Below are 14553 nucleotides of genomic sequence, written 5' to 3'. Positions count from 1 at the left end.
AGTGAACCAGGTGAGACGTCGCACGCCGGCCGGGATCGCGGTCGCCGCAGTGGTGTTACTCGCAGGATGCACGGGCACCGAGGGGGCCGCCCGCGACACCCCGGCGGCCGACGGGATGATCGGCTTCCTGGACTACGGCGGCTTCGGCGGCGGCGCCGAGCCACAGGCCAACTACAACCCCTACCTCGATGCCACCCGCCTGGGAGCCACGGACTACCTCTTCGAACGGCTGATGGTCTTCAACACCTACGCGTGCACGCCACAGCCCTGGCTGGCCACCGAGTACAGCTGGACGGACCCCCGCACGCTGGTGTTCAAGATCCGCCAGGGCGTGAAGTGGAACGACGGGCAGCCCTTCACCGCCAAGGACGTGGCCTTCACCTACAACCTGATCAAGCAGCACGAGGCACTCGACACGCAGGGTCTCGGGCGCTACCTGGAGTCCGTGGACGGCACCGCCGACACCGTGACGATGACGTTCAAGAGCGCGGGCGCCTCGGTGTTCACGCTCGCGGTCAACGTCCCGATCGTGCCCGAGCACATCTGGTCGAAGGTTCCCGATCCGGTCACCTTCGTCAACGCCGACAAACCTGTGGGCACCGGGCCTTTCACGGTCAAGGCCATGAACCGGCAGCAGCTGACCATCGCCAGAAACCCCGGCTACTGGCAGGCCGGCAAGGTGAAGGTTCAGGAGATCCGCTTCCACAGTGCCGACTCGCAGGGCGCGGTCGAGCAGCTCAAGCTCAGCCGAGGCGCGTACGACACCAACGCCATGTTCGTGCCCGACATCAAGAAGGCGTACGTCGACCGCGATCCGAAGAACCACCACTACTGGTACCCGCCCGGCGGCACCATCAGCTTCTACATGAACCTCACCAAGCCCCCCTTCGACGACCTGGCCTTCCGCAAGGCCCTGACCACGGCCTTCGACCACCGCACCATCATCGACAAGGCGCAGCTCGGCTACGTCAAGCAGGCCAGCCAGACCGGGCTCGTCATCCCCGGCCAGGAGGCCTGGCTGCCGCAGGGCATCCAGGACCAGGGCCGCATCGGCTACGACCAGGCCGCGGCCGACGCCGCGCTGACGGCCGCCGGCTACCGCAAGGACGCCGAGGGGCGCAGACTCGGCAAGGACGGCAAGCCGCTGGCCTTCACCTTCAAGACCCCGTCCGGCTGGACGGACTGGCTCTCGGCCGCCCAGATCATCGTCAAGAACCTCAAGGCGCTCGGTTTCGACGTCGACCTCGAGACGCCCACCCCCGAGACCTACGACCGCGACCGCGCCATCGGCAGCTATGACGCGCTGTTCGGCGTGCACGGCGGCTCGTGCAACATGTTCAGAAACTTCTCCGAGCCGCTGGGCGCCGACCAGGGTGCCCCCATCGGCAAGAAGGCGCTCAGCAACTTCGTCCGGTGGAACGACAAGGAGACCGAGCGCCTGCTGGAGGAGCTGCGCGTCGCCACCGACGAGAGCGCGCAGAAGCAGGCGGTCGCGGGCCTGTCGAAGATCATGACGGACCGGGTGCCCGTGATCCCGATCTGGTACGGCGCCAAGTGGTTCCAGTACAAGACCAGCAAGGCCGTGGGCTGGCCGAACGAGCAGGACCCCTACGCGGCCCCGGGAGACAACCTGCTGATCGTCACGCGCCTGAAGCCGGCATGAGGTATTTCCTGCGTCGCGCCGGCTTCTTCGCCGCCACCCTCTGGGCGGCGATCACGCTGAACTTCCTCATCCCCCGGCTCCAGCCGGGGGATCCGGCCGAGGCGATCGTGCAGCGGCTGCGCGGCCAGTCGCAGGCCGTCGACCCCGCCCAGGTGGCGGCCGTGCGCAAGATGCTCGGCGCGCCGGAGGGAAACCTGCTCCAGCAGTACGCCGACTACCTGTCCACCCTCGCGCGGGGCGAGTTCGGCGTCTCCTACACCTACTTTCCCTACTCGGTCACGCACATGATCGGCCAGGGTCTGCTGTGGACCGTGGCCCTGGTCGGCGTCACCCAGATCCTCTCCTTCGTCATCGGGACGCTGCTCGGCGCCTGGGCCGCCTACCGGCGCAACACCAGGGTCGACTCGGTGATCACGCTGGGCTCGACGTTCGTCGGCACGCTCCCGTTCTTCTGGCTGGCCCTGCTGCTCATCTACCTCTTCGCGGTCACGCTCAACTGGTTCCCCGAGGGCGGCGGCTACGGCGGCGGCAGCAGCCCCGGCTGGACCTGGCTGTTCTTCTCCGACGCCGTCCAGCACAGCGTGCTGCCCGCGCTGTCGCTGCTGATCGTCGGCCCGATCGGCTGGATCATCGGGATGCGCAACAACATGGTGCAGACGCTGGGCGAGGACTACGCCCGGCTGGCCAGGGCGCGCGGCCTGTCGCGCCCCCGCATCGCGCTGACCTACGGCGCGCGCATCGCCGTCCTGCCCAACGTCACCGGGTTCGCCATCGCCCTCGGCGGCATCCTCGGCGGCACCGTGCTCGTCGAGCAGATCTTCAACTACCCGGGGCTCGGCCGGATGATGTTCGAGGCCGTCTCCAACCGCGACTACCCCCTGATGCAGGCATTGTTCCTGTTCATCACGATCGGCGTGCTGGTGGCGAACTTCCTGGCCGACGTCCTGTACGGCGTGCTCGACCCCAGAGTCAGGAAGGAGGTGGTGGCGTGAGCGCCGAACTGTCCGCCGTGCAGGCGTCGAGGGCCTCGCGGCTGCCCGGCTGGTTCGTCATCCTGTGGCGCAACCGCAAGTGCCGGATCGGGCTGATCATGCTGGCGGCGTTCACGCTGGTGGCCGTGCTGGCGCCGTGGCTGTCGCCGTACGCGCCGCGCGACGACTCCTTCTCCGCCTCCGAGACGCCGTCGGCCGCGCACTGGCTGGGCACCACCGCGCGCGGCGAGGACGTGTTCTCGCAGCTCCTGTACGGCGCCCGCACCTCCTTGATCGTCGGGCTGGCGGCCGGGACGCTGTCCACCGTCGTCGGCCTGGTCATCGGCCTGACGGCGGGCTATGTGCGTGGCGTGGTCGACGAGGTGCTGTCGTTCTTCATCAACCTCGCCCTGGTCGTGCCTGTGCTGCCGCTGATGGTGACGCTGGCGGCCTACTCGCCGGTCAAGGGACTGTGGCTGATCATCATGGTGATCAGCGTCACCGGCTGGGCGTACGGCGCGCGGATCAAACGCGCGCAGATCATCACGCTGCGCACCCGCGACTACGTGACCGCGGCGAAGTTCGCCGGCGACTCCACGGCCAGGATCATCGCCAGGGAGATCCTGCCCAACATGACCTCGCTGGTCGTGGTCGGCTTCATGGGCGCCTGCCTGGGAGCGATCGGCGGCGAGGCGGGGCTGGCCTTCCTCGGGCTCGGCGACCCGGCCACCACGAGCTGGGGCACGATGCTCAACCAGGCCAACAGCGGTGGCGCGATGCTCACGGGCCAGTGGGCCTGGCTCGTGGCACCCGGTGTGGCCTTCGCCGGGCTGATGATCGCCCTCACGCTGATCAACTTCGGGGTCGACGCACTCAGCAACCCGCACCTGAGAGAGGACTGACATGGCGTTGCTGGAGGTCAGGGACCTGTCGGTCACCTACAGCCCGCGCGGCGGCGCTCCGGTCAGAGCGGTCGACCGGGTCGGCTTCGACGTCGCGGAAGGGGAGTTCGTCGGCCTGCTGGGAGAGTCGGGCTGCGGCAAGTCCACGCTGGGCAACGCCGTGCTCCGCCTGCTCGACAAGCCCGCCGCCATCACCGGGGGCACGGTCGTCTTCGACGGCGTGGACGTCACCACCGCCGACGACGACACCCTGCGGCCGATGCGCTGGGCGAAGGTCTCGACCGTCTTCCAGAGCAGCATGAACTCCCTCAACCCGGTCATCACGGTCGGAGCCCAGTTCGCGGACACCTTCAAGGCGCACTCCCTCGACCCGGGCGAGCGGGCGCGGGAGCTGCTGGAGCTGGTCTCGCTGGAGCCCGACGTCCTGCGCAGGTACCCGCACGAGCTGTCGGGAGGCATGAAGCAGCGCGTCGCCCTCGCCCTCGCGCTCGCCCTGTCGCCGCGGTTCGTGCTGCTCGACGAGCCCACCACCGGCCTGGACGTGGTGGTCCAGCGCACCATCCTGAACCGGCTGCGCGAGCTGCGGGCCTCGCTCGGCTTCGCCGTGCTCTTCATCAGCCACGACCTCGGCACCGTCATGGAGATGGCCGACCGCGTCATGGTCATGTACGCCGGAGAGATCGTCGAGGACCAGCCCGCCGGCGCGATGCTGGCCGGGCCGCTGCATCCGTACACGCGCGGCCTGCTCGGCTCCTACGCCGACCCGCGCGCGCCCGAGATCAGCGTCGACTACGTGCCGGGCCGGCCCCCGGACCTGTCCCTGCTCCACGAGGGCTGCCGCTTCGCCCCCCGCTGCCCGGTGGCGCTCGACGAGTGCGCCACCACCCATCCCGAACTGCTGCCGGCCGGGCGCGGTGCGACGCGCTGCCTGCTGGCCGGCGAGGTGCCGGAGACCGCCACCCGCGGCGCCTTCGCCGCCGCGCGCCCCGGCGCCCCGGCCGGGCCCCCGGTGCTGTCGGTCCGCGATGCGGTCAAGGACTATCGGGGACGCCACGGCACCACCCGCGCGGTGGACGGCGTCTCCTTCGACCTGCGCCGGGGCAGCGTGACCGCCCTCGTGGGGCAGAGCGGGTCGGGCAAGACGACGCTGGCCCGGCTGGTCACCGGCATCGAACGGCCGACAGCGGGGTCGGTGGTGTTCGACGACGATGTCCGCGTCGACAGGCTGCGCGGTCGGCGGCTCAAGGACTACCGCAGGCACGTCCAGCTGGTGTTCCAGGATCCGTTCGCCGCGCTCAACCCGACCAGGACGCTGGCCTACGCCCTGTCGAGGCCGCTGCGCAACCACCTCGGCCTGCCCGTGGCCGAAGCCCGGACACGGTCGGCCGAACTGCTCGAAACGGTCGGCCTCACGCCCGCCTCGCAGTACCTGGACAAGCTTCCCCACCAGCTCTCCGGCGGACAGCGGCAGCGCGTCGTCATCGCCCGCGCCCTGGCGCCTGAGCCGCAGGTGCTGGTCGCCGACGAGCCGATCTCCATGCTCGACGTGTCGATCCGCGCCGAGATCCTCGAACTGCTCGACCGGCTCGTCCGTGAGCGTGGCATCGCCATGCTCTACATCACCCACGACCTGCTCAGCGCCCGGTTGCTGGCCGACGAGGTCCTGGTGCTACGCGATGGCAAGGTCGTGGAGCGCGGGCCCACCCTCCGGGTGATCAGGCAGGCCGAGCACTCCTACACCAGGCTGCTCCTCGACTCGATCCCTAATCCGTCGCCGGCACTTCCACCAGAACCGCGCCAGGCTGCGGGAGATCGAGGTCGATGACCAGGCGGCCCCCCTCGGGGGTCGCCTGCGCGGGTTCGGCACGCAGGACATCGGCTTCGCGGAGCAGGTTCCACTGATCCTCGGCCGGCCACTCGCCCACACCGAGGCGCTCCGCGAGCACCGACACGTCGCCGTGGTCGCGGTCGAGCCGCGTCACGGTGACGGGCCGGGCGGGCCCGTCGACGGTCAGGCGCACCCGGCGGTCGAGACCCGCGCCGCCGTTCGCCTTGGAATGGTCGAGCGTGTGGTTCCACAGCAGGATCGCCAGCGAGCCGTCGGCGTGGCGGCTCGCCCAGCTCTGGACCAGGCCGCCGGCGCCGTCGCCCGAGGCGGTGACGGGCAGTTCGACGTCGCCGAGCCGCGACAGCAGGCGCAGGGCGTGGTAACGGGCCTTGGCGATGCCCCCCACCGTGATCAGCCCGAAGCCGCCGTGCAGCAGCCGCGGCGGCCTGCCGAGCTCCTCGAAGTGATCGGAGACCACCCAGTAGGACAGCGCCTCCACCCGTCCCGACGCCGACCGCATGCCCTGCAGCAGGAACATCGCCGACGCCGCTCCGTCGTTGACCGGGTTGAAGTGGGTCGGGGTGACACCCCACTCGGTCCACAGGATCCGCGCGTCCTGACGCCCGAAGCGTTCCAGCGTGGGACGCAGGTCGAGAGGCGGGCTGCCGTAGGTGTGAGTAGAGACGAAGTCGAGCGGCGCCCCCGACTCGGCGACGTGCTGGAGCAGCTCGTCCACCCACCCGGCCGCCGCGGAGGAGGGACCGCCGACCCGCAGCGCCGGGTCGACGTCCTTCACGGCGAAGGCGGTCACGTCGTACAGGCGCATCCACTCCTCGCGGTCGGATGACCAGAAGACCTCGAGGTTGGCCTCGTTCCACACCTCGAAGTCCCACTGGCGCACCTCGTCCAGGCCGTAGCGGTCGACCAGGTGCTGCGCCAGCGCCCGCACCAGGTCGCCCCACCGCTGCCAGTCCTTGGGCGGCGAGATGATCGCGCGGTAGTCGAAGACGGTGCGCTCGGGGTCGCTCGCCAGGTCGCGCGGCATGAACCCGATCTCCACGACGGGCCGCAGCCCGGCCTGCAGCACGGCGTCGTACACCTCGTCCACCCCGGTGAAGTCGTGGACCGGCTCGCCGTCGACCTCCCGGTAGACGCCGAGGTCGTCGTGCAGGATCGCGTGGGCGCGCACCGCCTCGACGCCGATCTCCGCGCTGACCCTTCTCAGGGCCGCCAGCAGCTCCTCGCCGATCGGCCGGCCGCCGCTCAGGTCGGCGCAGCGCAGCTGGCTGAGCCGCTCGCTGCCGATCATCGGCGCCCACGGCCTGTGCAGGGGCGTCTCGTCCGTCCCGACGCTCAGCGTGACCCGGGGTTTCCCGCCGTCCGGGGGCAGAGCCGTGGCCGGGACGGCGGGGCCCAGCTCCCCGGTCACCGTCACCTCCGGCACCGAGGCCACGGCATAGAAGTACGGCGTGCCCGGCCGCCCCGTCGTGTCGACGTACGAGGTGCCGGGCACGGCCAGCACATCCTGTCCCAGATGGTCACACGGGGCGAACGGCCCGTCCGGGGCTTCGGCCCGATGGACGAGATATCCGACGGCCCCTTCGACCGGCTGCCATCGCAGGGTCACCTGCCCCTGGCCCGCCTGCGCGACCAGGCCGGTGGGGGGTGGGAGTGCGGGCGGTTCGTTGCGCCGGGTGCTGTCGGAACGACGGGAGATCCGGGACTCCCAGTCGATTCGGGTGGTCACCTGTTTGCCTCCGCTGTAACCGGTTACTGAAATCCATACACTTCCCTGCGAACATGGCGGTGTCAAGGCTCGAAGCGAGAGTCGAACCGTGACCGGTGCACGTGATTTCGGCTACTGACAGTTATCTTGGGGGACCGGCATCATCCGGCACAGCAGCCCGCACGGAGGAGAAGCGTCGTGACCGATCGCCAGCATGGGCCCGCGCCGGACGGCGGATCCGCTCAGGCGTCGGCGGGTCGCGGTCCGGGCGCGCACGACGTAGTGCGGCTCACGGTGGTGATAGGTGCTCTCGGTGTGGTGTTCGGCGACATCGGGACCAGCCCCATCTACACCCTGCAGACGGTGTTCAATCCGAGCGATCCGCATCCCGTTCCGGTCAGCGTCGAGAACGTGTTCGGGGTGGTGTCGCTGGTGTTCTGGTCAGTGATGATCATTGTCACGGTCACCTATGTCCTGCTGGCGATGCGCGCCGACAACGACGGTGAGGGCGGCATCATGGCGCTGATCACGCTGGTGGGGCGGTGGAGCGCGCAGCGGGGCGGACGGGCGGCCGCCGTGCTGACGGCGCTGGGCATCTTCGGCGCCTCACTGTTCTTCGGGGACAGCATGATCACCCCGGCTATCTCGGTGCTGTCCGCGGTCGAAGGGCTCAAGGTCGTCGAGTCGTCACTGAAAGATCTGGTCGTGCCGATCACCGCGTTGATCATCGTGCTGCTGTTCCTGGTGCAGCGCCGGGGGAGCGCGGCGGTCGGCCGGGTGTTCGGGCCCGTGATGATCGCCTGGTTCGTGACCATCGGCGCGTGCGGCGTTGCCGGCATCGTCGAGCACCCGGACATCCTCCAGGCGTTGTCGCCGGCTTATGCGGTGAGCTTCCTGGCCGGACATTTCGGGGTCGCCTTCTTCTCCCTGGCAGCGGTCGTGCTCGCGGTCACCGGTGCCGAGGCGTTGTACGCGGACATGGGGCACTTCGGACGCCGGTCGATCAACCGCGCCTGGCTGACTCTCGTGTTCCCGGCGTGCGTTCTCAGCTACCTCGGCCAAGGCGCGCTGATCCTCACCGACCCGGCCAACATCAGCAGCCCGTTCTTCCTGCTCGTCCCCGACTGGGGACGACTGCCGATGGTCCTGTTGGCCACGGCCGCGACCGTGATCGCCTCCCAGGCGGTGATCACGGGCGCGTACTCGGTCGCCTCCCAGGCCGCACAACTCGGCTACCTGCCGCGGCTGCGGATCGCACACACCTCCGCGACCACCATGGGCCAGATCTACGTCCCCTGGATCAACTGGCTGCTGATGGTCTCGGTGCTCACCCTGGTCTTCGCTTTCCGCAGTTCCACGGCGCTGGCCTTCGCGTTCGGCATGGCGGTGACCGGGACGATCACCATCACGACCCTGCTGTTCTTCTACGTGGCCCGCGCGAAGTGGAGGACACCGCTGTGGGTCGTCAGCCTCGGCGCGACCGTGCTGCTCGCGGTGGACCTGCTGTTCGTCGCGGCCAACCTGACCAAGCTCGTCCACGGTGCGTGGCTGCCGCTGCTGATCGGCCTGACCGCCTTCACCGTCATGACCACCTGGCAACGGGGCCGCGAGATCGTCACCGCGGAGCGCCGACGGCGCGAGGGATCGCTGCGCGCGTTCGTCGGCCGGCTCCGCACCGGGCAGGCGCCGACGCGGCGGGTCCCGGGCACGGCCGTCTTCCTCAACCGTGGCAAGGAGACCGCGCCGCTGGCCATGCGGGCCAACGTCGAGCACAACCACGTGCGGCACGACCAGGTCCTGATCATGTCCATCGAGACCGAGCCCGTGCCTCGCGTTCCGGCCGACCGGCGCATCGCCGTCGACGACCTCGGCCACGCCGACGACGGGATCATCCACGTCACCGCCCGCTTCGGCTACATGGAGACACCGGACGTGCCCGGCGCGCTGGCGATGCTCGACCCGGCCACGGTCGAAGGGCGGCTGCGGCTCGACCAGGCGTCCTATTTCCTGTCGAAGGTCGAGCTGCGGCGTGGCACGGCTGCGACGATGGCGCCGTGGCGCAAGCGGCTGTTCATCGCCACCTCGTACGTCACCGCCGACGCCGCCGAGTACTTCGGCCTGCCCCGCGACCGCACGGTCATCATGGGCTCGCAGATCGAGGTGTAGCGCGACGGGGGCGACTCCGCCGCCCCGGCCGGTGTCACCACGTGACGGGAAGCTTCTCCAGCCGGCCGGTCGCCTGGTTGGCGGTGACTTTGATGTCGTCCAGGCCGGCGGCCAGGCGCAGGTGGGGGAAGCGGCGGAACAGGGCGGGGAAGACGATGCGCAGTTCGGTGCGGGCGAGGTTGGCGCCGATGCAGGCGTGCATGCCGTGGCCGAAGGCCAGGTGCACGTTGGGCCTGCGGTCGGGACTGAACTCGTCGGGGCCGGGGAACACCGAGGCGTCGCGGTTGGCCGCGTCGTTGTTGACGAGGACCAGGTCGCCGCGGGCGATGCTGATCCCGCTGATCTCCACGTCCTGGTGGGCGTAGCGCAGCAGGCCGGTCCCCGAGGTCGCGGTCATGCGCAGGATCTCCTCGACCGTCGCGTTCGTCTGGCCGTCCGGGTCGGCGAAGAACCGGTCCCGCCGCCGTAGGTCGGACAGCAGCCAGAGCACGCCGAAGCCGATCCGGGCGGCGGTCGTCTCGTGCCCTGCGAACAGCAGGGCCGCGGCCAGAAGGGACACCTCGCGATCGGTGAAAGCAGGGTCTTCGGCCTGGGCGGCGACGAGGTCGGAGATGACGTCGGGTCCTGGAGCCTCCCGTTTGGCCGCCGCCAGGCGGTGGGTGTAGGCCATGAACTCCGCCAAGGCCGCCTGAGCGTCCGCGCCGTCGTACATGCCGCCGATCCGTTCTGACAGGCCGCGGAAGAAGGCGCGGTCGGCGTGGGGCACGCCGAGCAGGTCGCAGATCACCAGTGCCGGGAGCGGGAACGCCAGCAGGTCGTGCAGATCCACCGGGTCACCGGGCCCGGCGTCGTGCGCGGCCCGCATGTCGTCCAGGCAGCGGTCGGTCAGTTCCTGGATCCGCTCGCTCAGCCGCCGCATCCGGGGCGCCGAGAACGCCGGAGTCAACAGCCTGCGCATCCGCTCGTGCTCGCGCTTCTCGTCGGCGTGGCTGACCCTGGGGCCGCCGGCCAACGCCGACTCCGAAACCCGGGACGCCTTGTCCGGCTCAGGATGCGAGCGGCCGAACCGCGGGTCACCGAAGATCTGCCTCGCCTCGGCGTAGGAGGTCACCAGCCACGCGGGGTCACCCGCCGGGGTGGTCACCCGTGTCAACGCCCCTTGACGCCGCAGCACGGCATACAGCGGCGCGACGTCAAGCGCGTTGGGCCGGTCGAAAGGAAGCCGGGGCGCGGGATCGAGAGTGCTGGTCATCAGTCTTCCTCCGGGGTCGCGAGCTCGGTGGGCAACTATGCGTCGGCGAGTTTGGGGGTGGCTGCGATGGCTTGGAGCAGCTGGGCGATCTCTTCGCCGGGTTCGGCGGGGGTGGTGTAGCCGGTTTCGTCGCGTATTTCGGAGAGGTGGTCGCGTATGTCCTCGATGGACAGTGTGGGGTGGTAGTAGCCGCGGGTTCTTCCGGTGAAGAATCTGGCGACCTGGCCGGCGCCGGCGGTGTAGGTCTCGCCGGTGATCGGGCAGTCCTCATGGGACAGGAAGGCCACGACGGGGGAGACCAGCGCGGGGTCGAGCTTGCCGGCGACGGCGTCCATCATGGCCCGGGCCTCGGGGGTGAGTTGCCGGTCCGCCTCGCCCATGGAGTGGGTGAGCATGCGGGTGGCGGCGATGGGAGCGATGGCGTTGACCTTGATGCCGTGCGACGCGCCCTCCTGCGCGAGGGTTCTGGTGAGGCCGACGACGCCCGCCTTGGCCGCGCCGTAGTTGCTCTTGCGGGCGGTGCCGAGCAGTCCGGCGGCCGAGGTGGTGTTGACGATGCGGCCGTACCCCTGTTCCCGCATGACGAGCCAGGCCGGCTTGGTCACGTGGAACGTACCGCGCAGGTGCACGTCGATGACCGGGTCGAGGTGAGCGGGCGTGAGGTCGGCGAACGGTGCGTCGCGCAGGATGCCCGCGTTGTTGACGAGGATGTCGAGCTGTCCGTACGTCTTGAGCGCGGTGCGGACGATGGCCTCACCGCCGTCGGCGGTGGCGACGCTGTGGGTGTCGGCGACCGCTTCGCCGCCCTGGTCGCGGATCTCTTGTGCGACCGCCTCGGCCGGGCCGGTGTCGTCGCCGTCGCCGTCGATCGGGCCGCCGAGGTCGTTGACGACCACGTGTGCGCCGCGGGAGGCCAGAAGCAGTGCGTGGTGGCGGCCGAGACCGCCGCCGGCGCCGGTGACGATGGCGACCCGGCCGTCGAATCGAAGATCCGTCACGGCTTCTCCCAGGTGACGGGCAGCTCGTGGACGCCGTAGATGCTCATGTCGTTTCGGAAGCGGATCTGCTCCAGTGGCACGGCGAGCCGCAGGTTCGGCAGGCGGCGCAGCAGGGTCGGCAGCGCGATCTCCAGTTCGGCGCGGGCGAGTGTCTGCCCGAGGCATTGGTGGATGCCGTAGCCGAAGGCCATGTGCGTACGGGTGCTGCGGTCGATGTCGAGGGTGTCGGGGTCGTCGAGGAAGGCCGGGTCGCGGTTGGCGGCGGGCAGGTTCATGATCAGACCTTCGCCCGCGCGGACGAGCGTGCCGCCGATCTCGATGTCCTCTTTGGCCACCCGGGCGACGAGGCTGTGCACGATGGTCAGGTAACGCAGCAGTTCCTCGACCGCTCCCGAGACCACCTTGGGGTCGTCGGTGTCGCGGATGCGGGCCAGGGTGTCCGGGTTCTCCAGCAGGGCCAGGGTGCCGAGACCGATCATGTTGGCGGTGGTTTCGTGCCCGGCGCTGAGCAGGATGAAGCTGTTCATCGCGATGGTCTCGCGGGTCAGCTCCCCGGTCGGGAGGTACTCGTGGATGAGGCGGCTGATCAGGGCGTCATCGGGCTCGCGTTCCTTGCGGGCCACGAGTTCGTACAGGTAGCCGAAGATCTTCCCGTTGGCCTGCTGCTTGTCCTCCTCGGTGGCGGTGCGGCTCATCAGGACGCCGGTGATCTCCTGGAAGAGGCCGTGGTCGGAGTACGGCACGCCGAGCAGCAGGGAGATCACCAGGGACGGGATCGGCAGCGCGTAGGCCTGGACCAGATCCGCGGTGCTGCCGCCGGCGACCATCGTGTCGATGAACTCGTTGGCCATCTTCTCGATCTCCGGGCGCAGGGCGTTGACCCGTTTGACCGTGAAGTCCTTGGTGAGCATCCGCCGCAGCACGGCGTGCTCGGGGTCGTCCATGCGGGGAAAGAGCTTGGGCATGTTGCCGCCGTGGTGTTCCGCGCTGCTCTGCTGCGCGGCGACCTGCGCGCTGATCCGCGGGTCGGTCATGGCGGTTTTGATGTCCTCGTAGCGGCTCACGGCCCACACCTCGTGGCCTTGCCAGTTCACCTTGCGCAGGCCGCCGCTCGCACGCCACTGCGTGTACTCGGGGGCTGGGTCGAACGGGCAGCGGGCGTCGCGGTCGCCGGGGAAGACCGGCAGTTCGGTGTCGGGGGTCGTCATGGAATCCTCCTGGGGAGTCGGACAGCGGTGAGTGCGGTGCGCCACGGTGAGCCGGTCACGACCCGGCCAGGTGGATGGCGGCGGCCGGGCAGACCAGGGCCGCTTCGCGGACCGCGTCGTGGAACTCCGTGGCGGGGGTCTCGTCCAGCAGCACGACGACGCCGTCCTCCTCTCGCTGGTCGAAGACCTCCGGTGCGAGCAACACGCATTGCCCTGCGGCGACGCACGCGCCGGTCTCAACGCTCACCTTCATCGGATCTCCTCGCACGACAAGAACTTGCAGTTGACTGCAAGTTCGCTCTGCGGTCGAAGCTAGCACAAGTTGCAGTCGACTGCAGGTTGCTACTCTGTCGTGGTGGTCACCGATACCGAACGCCGGTTGCGCGCCGACGCGGCGCGCAACGCCGAACGCATCCTGCGCACCGCGCGCGCGGTCTTCGCCGACCTCGGCCCTGACGCGCCGCTGGAGGAGATCGCCCGCCGCGCCGACGTGCGCATCAGGACGCTGTACAACCATTTCCCCAGCAAGGCGGACCTGGTTCGGGCCGCTCTCGACCAGAGCATCGCCGAAGACCTCGCGCCTGCCGTCGAACGAGCACTCGCCGACCAGGATCCGTCGCACGGCCTCGTCGGCCTGATCGAGGCGGCGATGGGCCTGGCGGCCCGCGAGCTGAACACCCTGGCCGCCGCACGCCACGCCGGCACCCTGACCGCGGAGGTCTACACCCCGTTCTACGAATCGCTGACCCTGCTCGCGCGGCGCGCGCAGGACGCCGGCCTGCTGCGCGCCGACCTCGTCCCGGACGACCTGCCCAGGATCATGGCCATGCTGACCAGCACGCTGTGGACGATGCCCTCCGGCGACGAGGGCTGGCGGCGCTACCTCGCGCTCGTCCTCGACGGACTGGCCCCCGCCGCCGCCGCGAACCCCCTGCCTCCATCGGCCACCCTGCTGACGAGGACGCAGAAAGGCGACTGGCTGCTCTGACCCCAGGGCGGCGTCGAGACGGTGCGTAACCGATGCTCGGTAGCGGTGACCGCCACGCCACGACAGCAACCGACATTCGACTGCCAGTTGTGCTAGCGTCCGATTCGCCGCAGTAACTGATAGTTGGCTGCCGATTGTGGGGGGAGAGGCTGACATGTCGACGACCGGCTTCCGAAAGGAGAGTCATGCCGTCCTGGCTTGATCCGGAGACCATCATGCACACCCTCGGGCCGTTCACCCTGCTGGGGCTGTGCCTGATCGTCTTCGCCGAGTGCGGGCTGCTGATCGGATTCATCCTGCCCGGCGATCCGCTGCTGTTCACCGCGGGCCTGTTCACCGCGAGCGGGAGGATCGACGTCCCGCTGTGGCTGGTGTGCGCGCTGCTCTCGGTGAGCGCTGTCGTCGGCAACATCTGCGGCTACTGGATCGGCGCGAAGGCCGGCCCGGCGCTGTACAACAAGCCGGACTCCAAGCTGTTCAAAAGGCAGCACCTCGCCCGGACGCAGGAGTTCTTCGACCGGCACGGCCCTCGCGCGATCATCCTGGCCCGGTTCATCCCGCTGGCCCGCACGGGCATCACCACGGTGGCCGGCGTCGCCCGGATGGAGCCGAAGAAGTACCTCATCTACTCCGCCATCGGCGGCGTGCTGTGGGCCGCCGGCGTCACCCTGCTCGGCGCCTTCCTCGGCCGGATCCCGTTCGTGCGCGACAACGTCGAGACGATGCTGATCGTGATCGCGCTGGTCCTGGCCGTCCCGCCCGTCGTCAAGATCCTCCAGGCGCGCCGAAGGAAGAAGCTCGCCGAGAACCTCGTCGGCGGATCCGAAGAAGTGCCGACCGGCTCTGACTGA

At 69.6% G+C, this 14553-nt stretch carries 12 protein-coding genes; 7 read left to right on the top strand and 5 right to left on the bottom strand.

Features of this window, described 5'->3' with window-relative positions; translation table 11 throughout:
- The first annotated feature begins 10 nt into the window (after nt 1-10).
- From ACFOY2_RS35390 to ACFOY2_RS35375, 4 genes are read left to right on the top strand one after another with little or no spacing between them, the layout of a single operon-like run.
- A complete protein-coding gene (locus ACFOY2_RS35390) occupies nt 11-1663 on the top strand; it encodes an ABC transporter substrate-binding protein (protein ID WP_379532468.1) in 1653 nt (550 codons plus the stop codon).
- A complete protein-coding gene (locus ACFOY2_RS35385; protein ID WP_379532467.1) occupies nt 1660-2655 on the top strand; it encodes an ABC transporter permease in 996 nt (331 codons plus the stop codon). Before ACFOY2_RS35390 ends, ACFOY2_RS35385 begins: the two co-directional genes overlap by 4 nt.
- Nucleotides 2652-3536, top strand: coding sequence for an ABC transporter permease (locus ACFOY2_RS35380; RefSeq protein WP_379532466.1), 885 nt, complete (start codon nt 2652-2654; stop codon nt 3534-3536). The genes ACFOY2_RS35385 and ACFOY2_RS35380 overlap by 4 nt, the downstream gene beginning before the upstream one ends.
- A gap of 1 nt (nt 3537) precedes the next feature.
- On the top strand, nt 3538-5361 hold the full coding sequence (locus ACFOY2_RS35375) for an ABC transporter ATP-binding protein (protein WP_379532465.1): 1824 nt from the start codon (nt 3538-3540) through the stop codon (nt 5359-5361).
- Here ACFOY2_RS35375 and ACFOY2_RS35370 read toward each other — a convergent pair.
- Nucleotides 5300-7111, bottom strand: coding sequence for a GH39 family glycosyl hydrolase (locus ACFOY2_RS35370; protein ID WP_379532464.1), 1812 nt, complete (start codon nt 7109-7111; stop codon nt 5300-5302). The genes ACFOY2_RS35375 and ACFOY2_RS35370 overlap by 62 nt on opposite strands.
- Nucleotides 7112-7288: 177 nt before the next feature.
- Here ACFOY2_RS35370 and ACFOY2_RS35365 point away from each other — a divergent pair, with 177 nt between their 5' ends.
- Nucleotides 7289-9256 carry a potassium transporter Kup gene (locus ACFOY2_RS35365; RefSeq protein ID WP_379532463.1) on the top strand — a complete coding sequence of 656 codons (1968 nt, stop codon included), beginning with the start codon at nt 7289-7291 and terminating at the stop codon, nt 9254-9256.
- A 34-nt stretch (nt 9257-9290) separates the two neighbouring features.
- Here ACFOY2_RS35365 and ACFOY2_RS35360 read toward each other — a convergent pair whose 3' ends face one another.
- Genes ACFOY2_RS35360 through ACFOY2_RS35345 form a run of 4 tightly spaced genes read right to left on the bottom strand, consistent with a single transcriptional unit; the run spans nt 9291 to nt 12967 of the window.
- Nucleotides 9291-10508: a cytochrome P450 gene (locus ACFOY2_RS35360; RefSeq protein WP_379532462.1), complete on the bottom strand. Its 1218-nt coding sequence runs from the start codon at nt 10506-10508 to the stop codon at nt 9291-9293.
- A gap of 35 nt (nt 10509-10543) precedes the next feature.
- A complete protein-coding gene (locus ACFOY2_RS35355; RefSeq protein WP_379532461.1) occupies nt 10544-11506 on the bottom strand; it encodes an SDR family NAD(P)-dependent oxidoreductase in 963 nt (320 codons plus the stop codon).
- A complete protein-coding gene (locus ACFOY2_RS35350; RefSeq protein WP_379532460.1) occupies nt 11503-12714 on the bottom strand; it encodes a cytochrome P450 in 1212 nt (403 codons plus the stop codon). Before ACFOY2_RS35350 ends, ACFOY2_RS35355 begins: the two co-directional genes overlap by 4 nt.
- 55 nt (nt 12715-12769) lie before the next feature.
- Complete coding sequence (locus ACFOY2_RS35345; protein WP_379532459.1) at nt 12770-12967, bottom strand: ferredoxin; 198 nt, start codon at nt 12965-12967, stop codon at nt 12770-12772.
- 102 nt (nt 12968-13069) lie between these two features.
- Between ACFOY2_RS35345 and ACFOY2_RS35340 the strand changes: the two genes are divergently transcribed.
- The gene (locus tag ACFOY2_RS35340; RefSeq protein WP_379532458.1) at nt 13070-13702 is read left to right on the top strand and encodes a TetR/AcrR family transcriptional regulator; all 633 of its coding nucleotides are present in this window, start codon (nt 13070-13072) and stop codon (nt 13700-13702) included.
- 185 nt (nt 13703-13887) lie between these two features.
- On the top strand, nt 13888-14553 hold the full coding sequence (locus ACFOY2_RS35335; RefSeq protein ID WP_379532457.1) for a DedA family protein: 666 nt from the start codon (nt 13888-13890) through the stop codon (nt 14551-14553).

Source organism: Nonomuraea purpurea (genome assembly GCF_042650645.1).
GTDB lineage: Bacteria > Actinomycetota > Actinomycetes > Streptosporangiales > Streptosporangiaceae > Nonomuraea > Nonomuraea purpurea.
Note: the sequence above shows the minus strand (reverse complement) of the source record. Positions and strands in the feature narration are given on the sequence as shown.

What these genes read in the sequence shown, in the direction of transcription:
- ACFOY2_RS35375 (WP_379532465.1), top strand. Translation starts at nt 3,538, where the DNA reads ATGGCGTTGCTGGAGGTCAGGGACCTGTCGGTCACCTACAGCCCGCGC.
- ACFOY2_RS35350 (WP_379532460.1), bottom strand. Translation starts at nt 12,714, where the DNA reads ATGACGACCCCCGACACCGAACTGCCGGTCTTCCCCGGCGACCGCGAC.
- ACFOY2_RS35335 (WP_379532457.1), top strand. Translation starts at nt 13,888, where the DNA reads ATGCCGTCCTGGCTTGATCCGGAGACCATCATGCACACCCTCGGGCCG.
- ACFOY2_RS35345 (WP_379532459.1), bottom strand. Translation starts at nt 12,967, where the DNA reads ATGAAGGTGAGCGTTGAGACCGGCGCGTGCGTCGCCGCAGGGCAATGC.
- ACFOY2_RS35385 (WP_379532467.1), top strand. Translation starts at nt 1,660, where the DNA reads ATGAGGTATTTCCTGCGTCGCGCCGGCTTCTTCGCCGCCACCCTCTGG.
- ACFOY2_RS35360 (WP_379532462.1), bottom strand. Translation starts at nt 10,508, where the DNA reads ATGACCAGCACTCTCGATCCCGCGCCCCGGCTTCCTTTCGACCGGCCC.